This window comes from Sinorhizobium sp. 22678, from assembly GCF_052044265.1.
GTDB classification, from domain to species: domain Bacteria; phylum Pseudomonadota; class Alphaproteobacteria; order Rhizobiales; family Rhizobiaceae; genus Sinorhizobium; species Sinorhizobium meliloti_A.
In genome coordinates this window covers 1-15,956 of sequence record NZ_JBQEMS010000037.1, presented here as the reverse complement: position 1 = coordinate 15,956, position 15,956 = coordinate 1, and the positions used below count along the sequence as shown (strand labels likewise).

Genomic DNA, 15,956 nt, shown 5'->3' with positions numbered 1-15,956 from the left:
TTTTTGACTCCGTCTTCCGCTCGGCCGAAAGCAGACGTCCGCTTCCAGAAGGAGATCATCTGATGGCTGAAGTCGAGCGATTTGAACTTTCGTGAACTCGGCGGCACTCCTATAAGCGCGCCTGCGTCATCTTCGTTTGGCGGGAAGCCCTCGCCGCCATTCAATTGAATGGGTGCGAAGCCTGTTGAGCAGGCACCCAAATAGGACCAGTGCGTATTCGCCGACGCGTGCTGCGCCTCAAGACAGCCCAGCGCTTTGCGGTGAGCGCTTCAGCTTCTTCTGACTTGCGTGGCAAAGCTCGCCTTTGGAGTTCGTCCAGGAAGGCCCTTCCGATTATCTCCAACTCGCCCGGCTAAAATTACGTCGAAAAATCAAGGGTGTGAGCTGAATTCATCATTCCCCTCCTTCCGCCGCTGCGACGGAAGATCCTTCGTGCCTCTGCCTTTCAGCCTGAACTGAACGGGTGCAGCTTCGCTTGAGATCTATCGAAATTGAGCCGTCGTTACGGCCTGACGGTCCGTATCAATCCACTGGAGTGCCCCAATGGCGGAGCCAAATAGCAGAGCAGGTACAGGCAGAGCTCCCATGAACCGGAGCATTTGGAGCCGACGTGTTCGCTTTCCATCCCAGTCGTAAGCCATTTGCACGCCCTGTCGTCTAAAGTGCGCGGAGATAGAACCAGAGAACGACTTTGCGTCGAGTCTATTTTCAAGTATTACTTTTAGAGGAATTTCGTCTGTGGGATTTATATTGCGCATCCAACGGGCGTTGATAGAAAATGAGAAGTAGAGGTGGCCAAGCAAGCATGTTGGTCGCCTTGGCCGTAACCAAAGCTTTCTATAGGTTTAGTCCCGGCATCTGGTGGAGCGGATTGAGGGTGAAGCGTCGGGCTGCGACGCCCATGCCAGGATTGAACATCTAGGTGTGGAGCCTCAAAAGGTTGTCGTCGGTCAGGCCGAGTCTGCTGATTGGTGTATTGGACTTTAGGCTGCCATACGAGCGATGCCAATTGTAGCGGCCAATGAGCTCGCTGGTAAGGCCAAACAGGCCGCAGGCGATGCAACCAACAACAACTCGCTCCGCACCAAGGGCGCGGCGCAAGAGGCAAAGGGCGGTGCCCAGCAAGCCAAGGGAAAGCTAAAGGACGCTGTTAAACGCGCTGTCGACAAGACTTAGCATTAAAGCGCGGTTGATGAGGACCTGTTCCTGCTCTTGCCGGAACAGGTTTCGGGCCGATCGCCTGATGAGCGCGACCTTCGTAGACATCCATCGATTTCGACGATCGCTCATGTAATTGGCCGACCGACAAGGTAGAAACGCTCGTCCACCGCGTTTTGAAGACCCGGCGCTTGAACGATCTCGAAGTCGTCGGAGCACCATCCGATGTTCGAACGTTCGACAGCGACCTGACCGTTGTGGAGGCGATCATCGGCCGCTCCGGTGTGGCGCACCAGCAGCAGATTGTGCAGCTTCATGACCCGGTAAACGCGCTTGGCATTGGGCCACGAACGCCCGTCTTTCCGGGCATTGCGGCGCAGGATGGCATGGACACGCCGATAGCCGTAGGTGGGCATGTCGGCGATGATGGCCTTGATATCCTCCACCAGTTCCCGATCCGGGAGTGGTGGACGTCCTCTGGCTCTGGAAGGGGAATTTGCGGCACGCGCGGCGATATTCGACCGGGCGACACCTAGAGTTTCGCAGACGGCCTTCATTCCAAAATTCTCCTCGGAAGAGAGATCGAGCGCAACATTCGTTTTTTTGGGCCTCCGGCGATTTCGAGGGCTTCCTTCAGGATTTCGCTCTCCATCGTCTTCTTGCCCAGCAGGCGCTGCAACTCCTTCACCTGGGCCTGAAGCGCCCGGTATTCGGAAGCCGGAACGACCTCCTCCTCGGCGGCCGTCGCCGTCAACGCGCCTTGGGACGCCAGCCTGCGCCACGCGAACAACTGGTTCGGCTGAATCCCATGACGGCGGGCCACGATGCTCACCGTCGCGTCCGCCTCGTAGGTCTCGTGGATGATCGCCAGCTTCTCTGCCGTGCTCCAGCGCCGCCGACGTTCCGGCCCGGAGAGAACTTCCATCTTAAAATTGCTGCTAGTCATAATACCGACATTACTCCTACCCACTTAGTTACGTGGGGGAGCATGTCCGGGCCTTTCGGGGGCTAATTCAGGTCTGCGCGGCGATCAGCGCTTTCTTGATGGTCGATTGTGACCATGGTGCCGGGGCCTGCATCGCTCAACGTAATCTCGCCTTCCAGGTTCTTGACGAGTGCCTCCACAATGCCGGTTCCCAAGCCCGCCTTGGGTGCATCGCGTCCTGCAGCCATGCCGATGCCGTTGTCGGCGACTACGAGGGTCCAGTCTCTGCCGGAGGATCGATAGTCAATCTGGATTTTGCCGGACCGCTCGTCGGGAAAGGCGTGTTTCAAGGCATTGATGACCAACTCGGTGACGATAAGACCCAAGCTGACGGAAACATCTGCATCCACTGCGCTGTCGTCGGCCGAAACGTGAATGGACAGCCGGCCAGGGTCAGCTATCATTGATGCACCGAGGCTTTGGCAAAGCTGCTTCAAATATGTGCGGAGTTCGACGCTGCCGCCGGGAGACGTGGAAAGCTGTCGCTGCAGGGCAGCTATCGACATGACCCGGTGATGGGCGTTGTGGAGATGGCCGCGCGCTTCCTCCGATTGAACACGCCGTGCGCTCTGCATCAGAACGCTTGCAATGATCTGAAGACTGTTTGCGACCCTGTGCTGGACTTCCTGCAGCAGGATCGCCTTGTCGCGGGCCAGGTCGTCTTTCAGTCGCGCTTCTGCGCGCGCATCGGTCACGTCCGTCACGGCCACAAGAAGGCGAATATGTTCGACGTCACCATCATCAAGCGTCTGTGCATTGACGACCAACTGCCGTATGCCGTGGTTCGGCCGCTTGAGGTCTATTTCATAGGCTTGAATGTCCGCACTTCGCGAGGCGGTAGCTTTTAGGAGCGACTCAAGCTTGGGCATCGCCCATTCCCCGTGTCCGAGTTCGCCGAGCTTTTTGCCAGGAACTGCCGTGGGGTCGACGTCGAAGGCCCGGCAGAACGAGGCGCTCGCAGCGATAATTTTCAGGTCGTCGGACAGGAAAAGCAGAGGTTCGTGGGACGAGACCACCACGGCAAGAGTACTTGCCGCTTCGAAATGCACAGTCGGGGTTGTTGACATGAAATGGCCCTCAGGGGCCGAAGACTCACGGAGCGAGTCATTGCTCGGCAGCACTGCCGAGAAGCCCAGCAGGGCAGGCTCGACTAGAGGACTATAGCACGCCTGATGATAACCGGCCGCGTTATTTCTCGGTTGACGAATTTTCAGTGCGCGACGAACCCTGGGATGACTGCTCCTCACAGCCGACTTGCACTAATGGGGTCGGGCGTCTTTGCCATTCATACTCGAGCGGCTGATGAAGCGACCGCTGACCCTCGCGATCAACGGCTGCAACGTCGGACAGACTGCACTTCTTCAGAATGCCCTGCAGAAAGGCCCTCACAACCACCTGCAAAGCGTCCCCAAACAAGAGACGAGACGGGGTCACGCACTGCTCCGCACACCAGCATACCGGCAGGGGTTCATCGTCCGGCGGTCGGGTGCCTTCATTCCTGTACATCGAGGAAGAAGCGCACCATTTGACAAGACGCATCCGGACCGTGCGGGTCCGTATAGGTTCCCGAGGGATGGCCGCCGGACCAGGCATGGCCGGCACCCTCCACCAGCCAGTATTCGACCGCCGGGTTCCCCCCGGGGTCTGCTACGATGGTTCTTGTATAGATCCGCCCGCCGGCGGAGCGGCCGGATTCCCTACGGACCGCGCATCCCGCGCCAGTTGGCGCGGCCGCGGCGACGATCCGATCGGCGTTCGAGGGATGGACCGTCCGATCCGCACTTCCCTGGAAGACGATCGTCCGGAGCCGGTGACCATTGGCAAGCCGCTTCGGGCCGGATGCAAGACCGCCATCGCCGCGCATCGAGGAAAAAGCCGACATGACGTCGTTGGCCGATCCATAGGCCAGGCCGGAATGAATCCCCGCGGCTGAATAGAGATCGGGATAGGTCTGGCCCATGACGGCCGCCATTGCTCCCCCTGCCGATAGGCCTGCCACGAAGACTCGGCTGCGATCGAGGCCGAAGTCCCACATGATGTCCTTGGTAATCCCCGCGATTATCGAGGGCTCTCCTCGGTCGCGCATCTGGTCGGCGGGCCTGAACCAATTCCAGCAGGACGACGCATTGTCAGCGCCGCTTTGACGGGGATAGGCAATCACCAGACCGTACGCCTCGGCGACCGCGTTCATACCGGTTCCTGCAGCAAAATCTTCGGGATCCTGCTTACAGCCATGGAGCATGACGACAAGGCCGCGCGGCCGGTCGGGTGCGGACGCGGGAACGTAGAGCCGGTAGCTTCGCGAGCCCGCGGTGCAGGTGAAGGATCGTGCCAGGAACTGTGCCCCATCGGGAATGACGGGCTGGCGGACCTGTCTTGCCGTGCCCGGCAGGCCGACGTCGTGTAGCGATCCGAAGAGGCCGTGCGCCAACCGACCCTCGCGCAAGGTCCGTACCGTTTCTCGCAAGGGCTTCCGCAACCTTAGCGACGACGTACCACCGGCGACCTTTTGGGCGGGCTCGTCGGGCTCAGGCCTTGTAGGTGGCTCAATGATCTCCGCATCCGGATCGACCGGGAAGGGGGTGGAACGCTGAATTGGACGCGGTGGCGCGATGTCCGGTGACGAGGTGCGAGTATCGGAGACCGATCGACCGGCCAGCGCATCCCGGATCACGCGTGTCGCCTCGGCGACGTTCAAGGCGCGCGTGAACCGTACGGCGCGGCGCATGGCCGTTTCAAAATCGTTATTCATGGAGTTGTCCTTTTTCGTCCGGTCGCAGTTTCTATCGGATGCGTTTGGCCAGCGCTGACTTCAGCTCTGTGCTGGCCTGGAGGGCGCCGAGCACGGTAATGGACTCAATTGTTGCCAGAGCAAGTTCCGGTGTGACGTCGGAAGCGATGCGGGCAAGCCCGACCACCTTGATGTGAAGTCTTTCGCCGGCCGCCTTCAGCGCTTCCAGTTCGGCTCTGCTGTAGTCGCGCAAACCCAGTTCCAGCGAGTGCCGGTCGATCGACTGCTTGACGGCCTCGGCCTCGGCCGTGAGCTGGTTGCGGATCGCCGTGCGGATGAAGTCGGTGCGATTGGAATAGAATCCTTCCTGCACGAGAACGTCGATGCGACCGAGATCGACATAACCGAGATTGATGGTGATCTTCTCCGATTCACCGCCCTTGTCGCGTAGGAGATTGTCCTTCATGCCATCCAACTGCCATCTGCGTGGATGGTATATGGATGTTCTTGCGCCCTGTTGCAAGAGCTGGTGCTAGCGGGCAGCGCCGTTACGGCTAAGAAAGCTTCGAAGACTCTTAACCAGCTTGGTTTCGCGGGCACAATGCATAAAGGTCTGGGGTGTTTCGGGATTGGTCGTGCTAAACGTGTAGAGCGTACCGAAAGCGAAGCTGCGTCAACAATCGCGGGTTTTATGGTTTTCCTTTCGGACGAATGTCGCCCCACTGAACGGGCGCGATCTCGTTGTTTTGTGTTGCTCGACAGTTCCTGGTAAACGCATTAGCTTTCAAGGGCCTCCCAAAAGTGTGCCGCTTCTAGGTGGAAACTCGGCCGTCATTTCCGCATTGTGCGGGTAGGATGCGAAACACGAGCAATGTCGATGATTACTCAGGGCAAACTGATTGGGCAGCTTCTTGCGCTCGGCACGCTTGGTCTGCTGGCGATCGGCTGTACCTTGGTGCTTTGGCCCTTCCTATCCGCCATTCTGTGGGCGGCTGTGATATGTTTCTCGACATGGCCCGCCTACAAATTGTTTGAGCGAGCTCTCGGCGGCTATCGGGCACTCGCCGCGGCCGCCATGACAGTGCTGGTCGTCGTTGTCATCGTCGCACCGCTTGCATTGCTGGCAACGACGCTCGCGGACGATATCAGCAGTTTGGTGGCAGGGGTCACCCATGTCCTCGAAAAGGGCCCGCCGGCACCGCCGGATTGGGTGAGGGGGCTACCCATTGCCGGTGAGGGCTTGGCTAATTATTGGGAGGGCTTGGCACATAACGCGCCGGCCTTCGCCATCGAGCTGAAGAAATTGATCGGCCCTTTCGCCGATGTCGCTCTGATTGGGGGAACGCTGTTTGGCGCCGGTCTTCTCGAACTCGCGCTAAGTATCTTCATCGGCTTTTTCTTATTTTTGCACGGGCGGCGTCTGACCGCCCTTACCCGTCAGATCGCGGAACGGGTGGCGGGAGCCCGCGCTCGAAGATTGCTCAGCGTGGTTGGAGTGACAGTGACGGGCGTTGTCTATGGCCTGATCGGCACGGCCCTGGCCCAAGGCCTCCTCGCCGGCGTAGGTTTCTGGATTGCCGGTGTGCCCCAGGCGTTGTTGCTCGGATGCCTGACATTTGTTCTGTCGTTCGTGCCGGCGGGGCCTCCCTTTGTATGGGGACCTGTCGCGCTGTGGCTTTTCATGCAGGAATCAGTCTGGTGGGGCATCTTCATCGCGATTTGGGGCCTACTTCTTGTTAGTAGTATCGACAATTTCCTGAGACCCTATCTCCTCGGGAAAAATATCAACTTACCCGTTTTGCTTGGGCTCTTCGGTCTAATTGGTGGCGTCCTGGCCTTCGGCCTCATCGGCCTTTTCCTCGGGCCCACGCTGCTGGCGGTTGCCCACAGCCTATTTCGCGAGTGGATCGCGGCGGAGCTTGAAGAGCGAAGGCAACCTCCGTCCTCTTCAACGGGGCGAGACCAGCGTTCGGGACCGCGCCAGGGGGGCTAACTTCGTTGGTGCCGCGGCGCGTCGTGAGCGCGCCTCGCCCGGAGCAGATTGCCCGCCGTCACAAGCCGCCGGTCGGCTCCAATGCTGTTGATTTGCCGGGCACTGCCAGTTCTAAGCTCGGGCGTCCAGAAGTGTCCCGAAGGGCATTATGCTAGAAATGCCGTTCCCCCCCAGCAAAACTGGTAGAGACTGCGTCCAATTTTCTAGCAACATAGCCACATCGTCATCGCTGTAGCGAGAACGCCCTGCAAGGATGCAACAGGTGCCCATCCGGGAAAACCCCGATCTTGCGGAGCAGGTCGCGGGCCCAGATTAAAACAAGAAAAACCAGCCTCTTGGTAAGGAGCTCAGACCCTTCGCAACTACGGCGGAGCCCTTCCTCGATGATCATTTCAGTGGGGGCGAGTATCGGGCGTGGGACCGATGAGCGGAAGTTGAGGCATCCCTCGTTTGAGGAGATCAGGGAGAGGGCCGACGATGGACGGTGTCTGGCATAGCAGCCTGCTCCCCGGATCGATCTAGGTGAGCTTGCTCTCCACCGCGGCCGAGGAACTCTTTCGCAGGTACTTAGTTTAGACAAGTTGCATAAAAGGGAGGAACACCATCATGAGCGATCCTGTCGCCGTTCATCAAACCCGCGAGACCGTTTACGCTCCTGATCTCTCGGCACATTCCGTCATCAACGAAATCTCTTGGGGAGCGGTGCTTGCGGGCGTCGCGCTCGCGCTTGCGGTCCAATTTCTGCTGAACCTCTTGGGCGTCGGCATCGGAGCCGCCGTGATCGATCCGACAACGAACGATAACCCAAACCCAAGCACTTTTTCGATCGCCGGCGGTCTCTGGTTCGTCGTCTCTGGCATAGTTGCGGCCTTCGTCGGCGGATATATCGCCAGCAGGGTTTCCGGCCGCCCTGGCAAAACGACGGGAAGTTACCATGGGCTGACGAGTTGGGCCGTCACGACATTGATCGTTCTTTATCTCCTTACGACCTCCGTCGGCGCGTTGGTGGGTGGCGCCTTCAGCGGTCTGAGTAGCATCATCGGGGGCGTCGGCAAGACTGCCGCCACAGTCACCTCTGCCGCCGCACCGACAATCGCCGCGTCCGCGGATCCAATGGCCGACATCGAGCGGCAGGTCAGGAGTGCGACGGGAGGCAACGATCCGGCAGCGCTCCGCGACGCAGCAGTCGCCGCTGTGCAGGCAGCAGTCACCGGCGACGAGGCGACCGCGGAAGAAGCACGAAATCGCGCTGCTGATGCCATTGCAAAGGCACAGAACATTCCGGTGGACCAGGCACGCGCGCAGGTTCAAAAATACGAAGAGAGTTACAAGGCCTCGATCGAACGCGCCAAACAACAGGCGACCGAAGCCGCGGATGCGGCCGCCACCGCAGTTTCTAGCGGGGCCATCTTGGGCTTCTTCTCTCTCGTTGTTGGCGCGGTCGCGGCTTGGTTCGGTGGTGCGTTTGGAACGCCGCGTACTCTGGTCACGACTGATGCCACGCGTCGTGCCGGCTAGTAAGTAGCCCCGATCTCCCGCAGCTGCGGGAGATCGGCGGTCGGAAACGCGTTTGGCTCCCCGCGCTGGAACGGGGAGGGCCGGGCGAGTGCTCACCATCAGGTGTCGGCGGCTATCAATGTTCCGCAAGAATTGGCGCAGTCGACTGGAAGAACTTCCGACCGAAGAACGTCGCGGGTTCGTGATCGCCCAGCCGACTCGAAAACGAGCGATGGAGCGATGTTCATCTCTCGTCTGGAAGGCATCCTGATCTCTGCCGTGCCTAACTGGCAGCGGTTAAAGGATAGCCGGCTGGTAGCTCCACTTCTCCTGATTGGTCGGCCGAATTTAGCCGCAAGTGCCGTTTCAGAGGTTGGGATTCCCCCCGCTTCCAGGAGATGATGAACTCCTCTGTAACAGATCTCTTGATGAACCTTTGGGGCGCTCTTGCAGCATGGGCGCTCACATACGCGGATGTCAGCTTAATTTTCGAAGATAGCTGGACGGTGCTACTGTGCCAGACGGGACAATGGCAAGATGATGTTCACTGATAAACCGGTCGGACGCCAGTCATAGTTGAGGGTACCGCCGAATTGGCGGATCACAGTCTGCTCCACCAACGTGCTGCCGAAGCCCTTGGAAGCAGGAGGGGAGGATATCTCTCTCTCCCCCTCTTCATTCCAAGTGATGCTCAGGTCGTCGCCGTTGATCTGCCAGACAATGTCCACCCTGCCATTGTCGCCGCACAGCGCCCCGTATTTGGCCGCATTGGTCGCCAGCTCATGGAAGACTAGCGCAAGTCCGTTGACCGATTGCTCGCCGCATAAAATGGTAGGGCCTTCAAGAGAGAACCCGCTCTTGCCGGGGATTGCGGCAGGCTCGTGAGGCGCGATGACGATGCCCATTAGGTCCGCAAGATTGGAGGCCGCCCCTTGGACGTCGCTAAAAGATGGTTTCACCAAGGAATGGGCAGCGGCGAGCGCATGCAACCTGCCAGACAACAGCGCGACTAAATCATCCTTGCTGTCCGTGCTTCGGGCGCTGATGCGGATTATGCCGTCTACGATGGCGAAAAGGTTCTTGAGCCGGTGGCTCATCTCTCTGGTGAGCAGTTCCTGCTGTACAAGCGCCTGCTGGAGTTCCCGTTCGGATCGCGCCATCTTCAGTGCTATACCGATGAAATCGGCAAGCTCCTGCAGCGTGGCTCCGTGACCGCAGTGGAAATACCCGATCCTGTTGGCGACGACCCAAAGGGTCCCGAGTGGCTCCGTCCGTCCTATATATAGGGGAACGAGCAAAACCTCTGGCAGCGACAAGCCCGCTGGTATCCAGTCATAGACGCGTTCCGGATGGATCGCCAGTGTTGGTGCGCTGCGGTCGAGCGTAATGCCACACGGCGAGTAATCGCGGGGAGTAGTCGCCCCGTTGAACGGCGATAGAATTCCCTTCAGATTATGCCAGCGGAACACCGGGAACGACTCTGTCTGCTCGAGCAGGCTGACACCGGCGGAAATCGCGCCTGTCAGTTCCATGGCGAGTTCGACGAACTTTGGGAGCATTTCTCCAGGCGCATCGTGCATGCGTCCGGCGAGCTGAAGAAGTGCGGCCTTCTCCTGCGCGGCATCGCCGCGTGGCACTGGCCGCTCACTCAGGTCGACCGTGTAAACCGCCGAAACGTCGGGCGTGGGCACCTTCACCGCTTCCATCTTCTCGCTTCCCTCTCGGTGCGCGCAGACCCTCAAGGGTCATCGGTATCCTATTTACACGATGGAGGCAAAACAGCAGACATGGGGCCCAGTCTTCAAGACGCACCTGTTTATGACGGTCATCTGCGCTCGCTTTACTGCCCCAGTAACGCCACTTGGGCACGTGTGGCATTGTGCAGGAGCTCGCAAGACGGTGCAAGCGCTTGCGCGCCAGCATGCGTACTCGCTATGAGGCGCGGTCGTTGGCAAATTCCGAGCGATAGCGAAGCCAGGCTCAGCTCTTGTTCAGAATCCATAGCGTTCCGCCCCGGTGCGGAAACAGGAAGTTCTGCTCGAAGCGCAGTCCAACCGGCGCTTCCAATTTCGGATCAGTCTGGCAGTCGGACCAGAGCGGCACGCTGCAGTCTTTGCGCCCCCATGCCATGCGGGTGCGCGACCGCCGATCGACGACGACCTTGCCGACGCGCAGATGGCGCATTGCCTCGTCGAAAACGCTCCTGAATATTCACCAAAGGATCACATAACATACCAAAGGGAATTGCTCGTCGAATCTGGCAATGGAGAGGCCGTCCGGTCGGACGGGAGAACAAGCGTCCACATTTGGCTGGGTCACTCCTCCGGCCTCTGAAACCGCGGCGACCACCCGCGCGAGATCCCCACACTCATGAACTGCTCGGCGATCGCAAGCTGTTCGCGCAGATGCTTGCAGTCGAGCAACGGTGTGACGATCGTTGGCCGCGGATCTCCATCGTGCCATGCGAGCGCTGCCTCGACCTCCAATCCAGATCGGCGCGGTCTGCCTCTTCGAGGTGGGATAGTCCGGTTTCTCCGACCAAGCGACCATAGCGACCCTTCCAGGATTCTGCGTCCGGGACGTTATAGAACACCAGTCTCCTGCGAATTTCGGCGGCACGGCGTTCAGAAGACAGCTTGCCACGTGCTTTCCGCCGCTCCCTTCAACTGCGCCAGAAGTTGAATGGCGGGGTCTCAAGTTCTGCTCACATTAAGGCGAGGGACCTGTCCGAAGTTCAGCGCAAGCTTATTCTGATATGCGGCCTGTTTGGCCTTCGTTAGGATTGGGAGCTGCGGATACATCGATGCGGCTCAAAATATGTTCCGAGATGCTCCGCGCGATCTCCCGCTCGCCCATGATGATGAGGTTCGCTCCCAACCTTGTCAGGTAATCGACCTCAGCGTCGGAATGCGCGCGGGCGATGATCTCGAGTGTCGGATTCACTGTGCGGGCGCGCTCGATGAGGTTGCCACTTTCGAACGGACTTGGAATGGCGCTGATCAACCATTTGGCTGCGCCAACGTTGGCCGCCTCAAGTAATCCGGGCTGAGCGGCATTTCCAATAATGACTTCGGCGCCAAGCGCCCGGAGTTGATCGGCAACCGCTTGCCGCTCCTCAATTATCAGGTAAGGCAACCGTGCTTTTTGCAACGTCTCTGCAACCAGGCTCCCAACCCGCCCATAGCCGACAAGGACAGCATGGTGGGTGAGACGGGTACCCGTGAGCTCGGGTGTGTCTGTCTTGCGGTCTTCTTGTATGGCGCCGACCGGCTCGCGTTGCTTGAGCCATGGCATTAGGCGACCGAATCCGGCGAATAGAAGAGGGTTGATGAGAATGGACAGGATCGCTCCGGCAAGCACCAGGTCCCGTCCTGCCTCCGGAAGAAGCTTGAGTTCAACTCCCAGCGCCGCAAGTATGAAGGAGAACTCGCCGATCTGTGCGAGGCTGAGGCCGAGTGTCAGAGCTACAGGCAGGGAATAGCCGAACATGATGGCGATCGCGGACGCGGCTGTAGCATTGCCAATCACGATGATCAGGAATGTTGCTCCGACGAGCAGCGGCTGCTCGACCAGAATCATGGGGTTGAACAACATGCCTACCGAGACAAAGAAGAGCACGGCAAATGCGTCGCGGAGCGGCAGCGTTTCCTGAGCGGCCCTTTGGCTCAACTGTGATTCGGCGAGGATCATCCCCGCGAAAAATGCGCCAAGAGCGAAGGAGACACCGAACAGTTCAGCTGCTCCGAAAGCGACTCCCAGGGCAATCGCCAGTACCGCCAGACGGAAAAGCTCTCGCGAACCGGTGTGAGCAACATAGTGCAGTACCCACGGAATGACGCGCCGGCCAAAGATAGCCATCGCAGCAAAAAAGGCAGTCAACTTGGTCAACGCAAGTGCAAGCGCGCCGGACACAGTTTGCGGCTCAAGAAACGTGAAGAGGCCGCCATCGCCTGAACTCGGCCGAGTTGTGCTGCCGCCAAAACTGCTAGCGAAGGCCGGCAATAATACGAGGGCGAGGATCATGGCGACGTCTTCGACGACCAGCCATCCGACGGCAATACGCCCTCCATCGGTTTCGAGTTGTCGCTTTTCCTGGAGGGCCCTTAGTACCACGACCGTGCTTGCAACCGAGAGTGCCAACCCGAACACCACGCCGGCTGCAATTGGCCATCCGATCGCTTGCGCCACGATGAACCCGAGCGTTGTCACCAGAGCCATTTGGCCGAGAGCCCCAGGAAGCGCGATAGTCCGCACGGAAAGTAAGTCGTGGATGGAGAAATGTAGCCCTATGCCAAACATCAGCAGGATAACACCAAGCTCGGCGAGTTGGCGCGCCAGCGATTGGTCTGCAACAAAGCCAGGCGTAAACGGGCCGATCAAAACACCTGCCAAGAGGTAGCCGACCAGCGGCGATAGGTGAAGTCGATTTGCCACAGTGCCGAAAATGAAGGCCAGCCCAAGGCCGGCAACGAGGGTGGCAATAAGTGGTGTGTGAGGCATTTCTCCCAGTCCGGCCGCGTTCCATTAAGAGGCCAAGTGCGGCACGAGCATAGACATAATGGACTATGGCGCGAGTGTCTCGTTATCTTTGTGAGGGTGCTTTCGCCGGCGTCGCGTACGGTTATATGACAAGTTGGCGTGTGGGTTCGGCATAGGAGCCATGTTGAATAACCGACAGGAGATCGCCATGTGCTGCCCGATAGTCAATTCCGCCATCATCCGCGCCCATCAGCACGCCGCCGGCGCAAAAAACGGGTGAAGATCAGGCCCTTGGCCGCTCGCGCGGCGGCTTGAACACCAAAATCCACATGGCCTGCGAGGTCTCGGTCACACTCACCGCAGGCCAGAAGGGCGATGCGCCGCAAGCCGACGCCCTGATCGAGGGCCTGCCCGCCGAGGTCGTCATGGCCGACACCGCGTTATCGTCTGCGCGACGCCATCGTCGACAAGGGCACTGTGCGGTGATTCCCAACAACCCGTCCCGTGCGCGAATGTACCCGCTGCACGAGCATTTCTACGCCCAAAGGCACCTGATCGAAGCTGCCGACGTCCGGATGCTCCTTCGCTGGCGCCAAAAGACGGAAGTGGTTGAGATTAATTCGACGTTCAACCTTTAAGGATATCGTGCCGAGCACATTGGTTTAGATCTGCGTTTGTATTGATGAGCGAATTTCAGAACAAAACTATCAAACTTATGACGGTCTGCGACGGCGAGGCTTCAGTGACTGATCCTGCCCAGCGCCGGCGAAACCTTCTTTCGTCGACCCTGGAGCTCTACCGGGCTCTGGGAGGGTCTTTTGAGGAACTCGAGTCAGCCATTATGAAAGAGGAAACAGGCACCCTCCGGCGCCGCGACCTCATAGTAGGCGATCTGATGAAGGAATTGGCGGCTATCTGTCACATCTGCGATATGGACATCATGCAGGCCGGTCACAACACACTCGACAAGCTGATATATGAGGAACGGTCTTTTCCAACGATGGAAATGGACCGGAGCTTCTAAAGTAGCCGTTGCGGGCGCTCGTCAGCCGCTGCAACAGGTTTCGCCCATCTACGTCTCCGAATCGCGCGCGCTGACATCAACAAGCTTAAGGCGCATAGATGAAGCCCTGACCGTTTCCGGTCAGGGAATTTCGTTGGAACTGTCGTTCTGCAGTATGAAGCAAGGACACGGAAATACGGTCCGCCGCAAAGCCCACTACAAGCACTGGCAATGCTAGAGGGTGTGTCAAAGCGTGGTCGATCTTATACGAAGGTATTAGGTGTGCCAGTAACAATTTAGGGGTTTTTGTATTCTTGTTTTACTCTTGTCGAATTGACCGGAGTGTGCTTGTCCCCCGGAAAACAGTCCAAGCAAAGGCTTCATCGAATGGTAAACGCTCAGTGCCAAGCGTGCCCAACACCATGGCCGATAGGAGGATCCAAGGACGCAACCCAGAACGGTCAGGACCCGGCCTTCCTCGATGCGCTGGCCACCACGCACTAGCATTGCGCGAGCGGCCGAGGCTGACCGTTATTGTGGCTCGCATGCGACCCGCATCTTCCACCGCGTTAACCGAACTTCAAACTTATCTTCTGCGAACAGGCGCAGGGGCATCAGCGGGCGTTGATGCGTGTCTCTTTCCAAGCCCCATCGCCCGTGCGAGTTCCGAGCGCTGCAGAGCATAGGGTCGTGTCCCCACAGGTGGTGTAGCTCGGCGGTAGCGAAGCCGCTCGCGAGCGCGCCCTTCACAGCGCCGTAGTGAGCGGGCGGCGGAGCGGTGGTCATCGATGTTCTCCGGTAGGGTCGGGTTGCTGACACCAACCTGATTCGAAGGAACCACCGATGACCGACGACATGATGAACCTGCGTGCGCTCGTGGAGAAGTCCCCCGACGCCGATCTTTTGCGCGAGATGATCGGTTTTGCCGCCGAGCGGCTGATGGAGCTGGAGGTGGGGGCCGCCACCGGTGCCGGCTATGGTGAGAAGAACCCGCTGCGGACGGCCCAACGCAACGGCTACCGCGAGCGGGATTGGGAGACGCGCGCCGGAACCGTCGAGCTGCGCATTCCGAAGCTCAGGAAGGGCTCTTACTTTCCGGGCTTCCTGGAGCCGCGGCGCATGGCCGAGAAGGCGCTGACGGCGGTCATCCAGGAAGCCTATGTGCAGGGAATCTCGACCCGCTCGGTCGACGATCTGGTCAAGGCCATGGGCATGAGTGGCATCTCCAAGAGCCAGGTCAGCCGGCTGTGCGAGGAGATCGACGGCAAGGTCAAGGCCTTCCTCGATCGGCCGATCGAGGGTGACTGGCCATATCTATGGATCGATGCCACCTACCTGAAGGTCCGCCGCGGCGGCCGGATCGTCTCCGTCGCCGTGATCATCGCCGTCGGTGTCAACAGCGACGGTCGCCGGGAGGTGCTGGGCATGGAGGTCGGCACCTCGGAGGCCGAACCGATCTGGACCGAGTTCCTGCGCAAGCTGACCCGGCGCGGACTGCGCGGCGTCAAGCTGGTCGTCTCCGATGCGCACGAGGGCCTCAAGGCGGCCGTCACCAAGGTTCTCAGCGCCACATGGCAGCGCTGCCGGGTCCACTTCATGCGCAACGTTCTCGCCCACGCCGGCAAGAGCGGCCGCCGTGTCGTCTCCGCCTTCATCGCCACCGCCTTCGCCCAGGAGACACCGGAAGCCGCAAGCGCCCAATGGCGCGCCGTCGCCGACCAGATCCGGCCGAAGGTGCCCAAGCTCGCCGTCATCATGGATGATGCCGAAGAAGACGTTCTCGCCTACATGAGCTTCCCGAAGGAGCACCGCGCCAAGCTGCACTCGACCAACCCGATCGAGCGCCTCAACGGCGAAATCAAGCGCAGGACCGAGGTCGTCGGCATCTTCCCCAATGATGACGCCATCGTCCGCCTCGTCGGCGCGATCCTGCTCGAGCAGAACGACGAATGGGCTGTGCAGCGCGCCAGATACATGACGCTGGAAACCATCAGCCAGATGAGCGATGATCCGCTCATCAGCCTGCCAGCCGTGGCGCGCTGATCATACCGGCCATGCCGGAGAACGCGGCGACCCAGCCGCCACCTACACCACTCCCTGGGACATGATC

The 15,956-nt window shown here is 59.5% G+C and carries 11 protein-coding genes and 3 pseudogenes; 6 read left to right on the top strand and 8 right to left on the bottom strand.

Translation table 11 applies throughout. The features are described from left to right. Positions 1-918: 918 nt before the first annotated feature. Positions 919-1,017: pseudogene (locus ACTJKL_RS30245) on the bottom strand (IS481 family transposase); the annotation flags it as partial. Here ACTJKL_RS30245 and ACTJKL_RS30240 point away from each other — a divergent pair. Next, complete coding sequence (locus tag ACTJKL_RS30240; protein WP_440854608.1) at positions 1,003-1,176, top strand: CsbD family protein; 174 nt, start codon at positions 1,003-1,005, stop codon at positions 1,174-1,176. The pseudogene ACTJKL_RS30245 and the gene ACTJKL_RS30240 sit on opposite strands and share 15 nt — an antisense overlap. Before the next feature lie 179 nt (positions 1,177-1,355). On the opposite strand, the pseudogene ACTJKL_RS30235 reads toward ACTJKL_RS30240, so the two are convergent. The 4 genes and pseudogenes from ACTJKL_RS30235 to ACTJKL_RS30220 form a co-directional block, all read right to left on the bottom strand. Next, positions 1,356-2,104, bottom strand: a pseudogene (locus ACTJKL_RS30235) (transposase); the annotation flags it as partial. Between the two features lie 62 nt (positions 2,105-2,166). Continuing rightward, positions 2,167-3,210 (bottom strand): sensor histidine kinase, encoded by a 1,044-nt coding sequence (locus tag ACTJKL_RS30230; RefSeq protein ID WP_440854607.1) that lies wholly within the window; start codon positions 3,208-3,210, stop codon positions 2,167-2,169. 425 nt (positions 3,211-3,635) lie between these two features. After that, the gene (locus ACTJKL_RS30225; RefSeq protein WP_440854606.1) at positions 3,636-4,895 is read right to left on the bottom strand and encodes an extracellular catalytic domain type 1 short-chain-length polyhydroxyalkanoate depolymerase; all 1,260 of its coding nucleotides are present in this window, start codon (positions 4,893-4,895) and stop codon (positions 3,636-3,638) included. Between the two features lie 31 nt (positions 4,896-4,926). After that, positions 4,927-5,340 (bottom strand): ribbon-helix-helix domain-containing protein, encoded by a 414-nt coding sequence (locus ACTJKL_RS30220; protein ID WP_440854605.1) that lies wholly within the window; start codon positions 5,338-5,340, stop codon positions 4,927-4,929. Between the two features lie 411 nt (positions 5,341-5,751). Between ACTJKL_RS30220 and ACTJKL_RS30215 the strand changes: the two genes are divergently transcribed. Further along, positions 5,752-6,867 carry an AI-2E family transporter gene (locus ACTJKL_RS30215; RefSeq protein WP_440854626.1) on the top strand — a complete coding sequence of 372 codons (1,116 nt, stop codon included), beginning with the start codon at positions 5,752-5,754 and terminating at the stop codon, positions 6,865-6,867. Between the two features lie 606 nt (positions 6,868-7,473). Beyond that, on the top strand, positions 7,474-8,385 hold the full coding sequence (locus tag ACTJKL_RS30210) for a PhnA-like protein (protein WP_440854604.1): 912 nt from the start codon (positions 7,474-7,476) through the stop codon (positions 8,383-8,385). A 488-nt stretch (positions 8,386-8,873) separates the two neighbouring features. Here ACTJKL_RS30210 and ACTJKL_RS30205 read toward each other — a convergent pair whose 3' ends face one another. The 3 genes from ACTJKL_RS30205 to ACTJKL_RS30195 form a co-directional block, all read right to left on the bottom strand. Beyond that, positions 8,874-10,070, bottom strand: coding sequence for a sensor histidine kinase (locus ACTJKL_RS30205; RefSeq protein WP_440854603.1), 1,197 nt, complete (start codon positions 10,068-10,070; stop codon positions 8,874-8,876). A 274-nt stretch (positions 10,071-10,344) separates the two neighbouring features. Further along, positions 10,345-10,548, bottom strand: coding sequence for a hypothetical protein (locus tag ACTJKL_RS30200; RefSeq protein WP_379939881.1), 204 nt, complete (start codon positions 10,546-10,548; stop codon positions 10,345-10,347). Between the two features lie 561 nt (positions 10,549-11,109). Beyond that, entirely contained in the window at positions 11,110-12,864 is a 1,755-nt protein-coding gene (locus ACTJKL_RS30195) for a cation:proton antiporter domain-containing protein (protein ID WP_440854602.1), read from the bottom strand. A 199-nt stretch (positions 12,865-13,063) separates the two neighbouring features. Between ACTJKL_RS30195 and ACTJKL_RS30190 the strand changes: the two are divergent. The 3 genes and pseudogenes from ACTJKL_RS30190 to ACTJKL_RS30180 form a co-directional block, all read left to right on the top strand. Beyond that, positions 13,064-13,403: pseudogene (locus ACTJKL_RS30190) on the top strand (transposase family protein); the annotation flags it as partial. A gap of 122 nt (positions 13,404-13,525) precedes the next feature. After that, positions 13,526-13,867, top strand: coding sequence for a hypothetical protein (locus ACTJKL_RS30185; RefSeq protein ID WP_440854601.1), 342 nt, complete (start codon positions 13,526-13,528; stop codon positions 13,865-13,867). Positions 13,868-14,689: 822 nt separating this feature from the next. Then, positions 14,690-15,889 (top strand): IS256 family transposase, encoded by a 1,200-nt coding sequence (locus ACTJKL_RS30180; RefSeq protein WP_440854436.1) that lies wholly within the window; start codon positions 14,690-14,692, stop codon positions 15,887-15,889. The last annotated feature ends 67 nt before the right edge of the window (positions 15,890-15,956 follow it).

What these genes read in the sequence shown, in the direction of transcription:
- ACTJKL_RS30240 (WP_440854608.1), top strand. Translation starts at nt 1,003, where the DNA reads ATGCCAATTGTAGCGGCCAATGAGCTCGCTGGTAAGGCCAAACAGGCC.
- ACTJKL_RS30230 (WP_440854607.1), bottom strand. Translation starts at nt 3,210, where the DNA reads ATGTCAACAACCCCGACTGTGCATTTCGAAGCGGCAAGTACTCTTGCC.
- ACTJKL_RS30225 (WP_440854606.1), bottom strand. Translation starts at nt 4,895, where the DNA reads ATGAATAACGATTTTGAAACGGCCATGCGCCGCGCCGTACGGTTCACG.
- ACTJKL_RS30220 (WP_440854605.1), bottom strand. Translation starts at nt 5,340, where the DNA reads ATGAAGGACAATCTCCTACGCGACAAGGGCGGTGAATCGGAGAAGATC.
- ACTJKL_RS30215 (WP_440854626.1), top strand. Translation starts at nt 5,752, where the DNA reads ATGATTACTCAGGGCAAACTGATTGGGCAGCTTCTTGCGCTCGGCACG.
- ACTJKL_RS30210 (WP_440854604.1), top strand. Translation starts at nt 7,474, where the DNA reads ATGAGCGATCCTGTCGCCGTTCATCAAACCCGCGAGACCGTTTACGCT.
- ACTJKL_RS30205 (WP_440854603.1), bottom strand. Translation starts at nt 10,070, where the DNA reads ATGGAAGCGGTGAAGGTGCCCACGCCCGACGTTTCGGCGGTTTACACG.
- ACTJKL_RS30200 (WP_379939881.1), bottom strand. Translation starts at nt 10,548, where the DNA reads ATGCGCCATCTGCGCGTCGGCAAGGTCGTCGTCGATCGGCGGTCGCGC.
- ACTJKL_RS30195 (WP_440854602.1), bottom strand. Translation starts at nt 12,864, where the DNA reads ATGCCTCACACACCACTTATTGCCACCCTCGTTGCCGGCCTTGGGCTG.
- ACTJKL_RS30185 (WP_440854601.1), top strand. Translation starts at nt 13,526, where the DNA reads ATGAGCGAATTTCAGAACAAAACTATCAAACTTATGACGGTCTGCGAC.
- ACTJKL_RS30180 (WP_440854436.1), top strand. Translation starts at nt 14,690, where the DNA reads ATGACCGACGACATGATGAACCTGCGTGCGCTCGTGGAGAAGTCCCCC.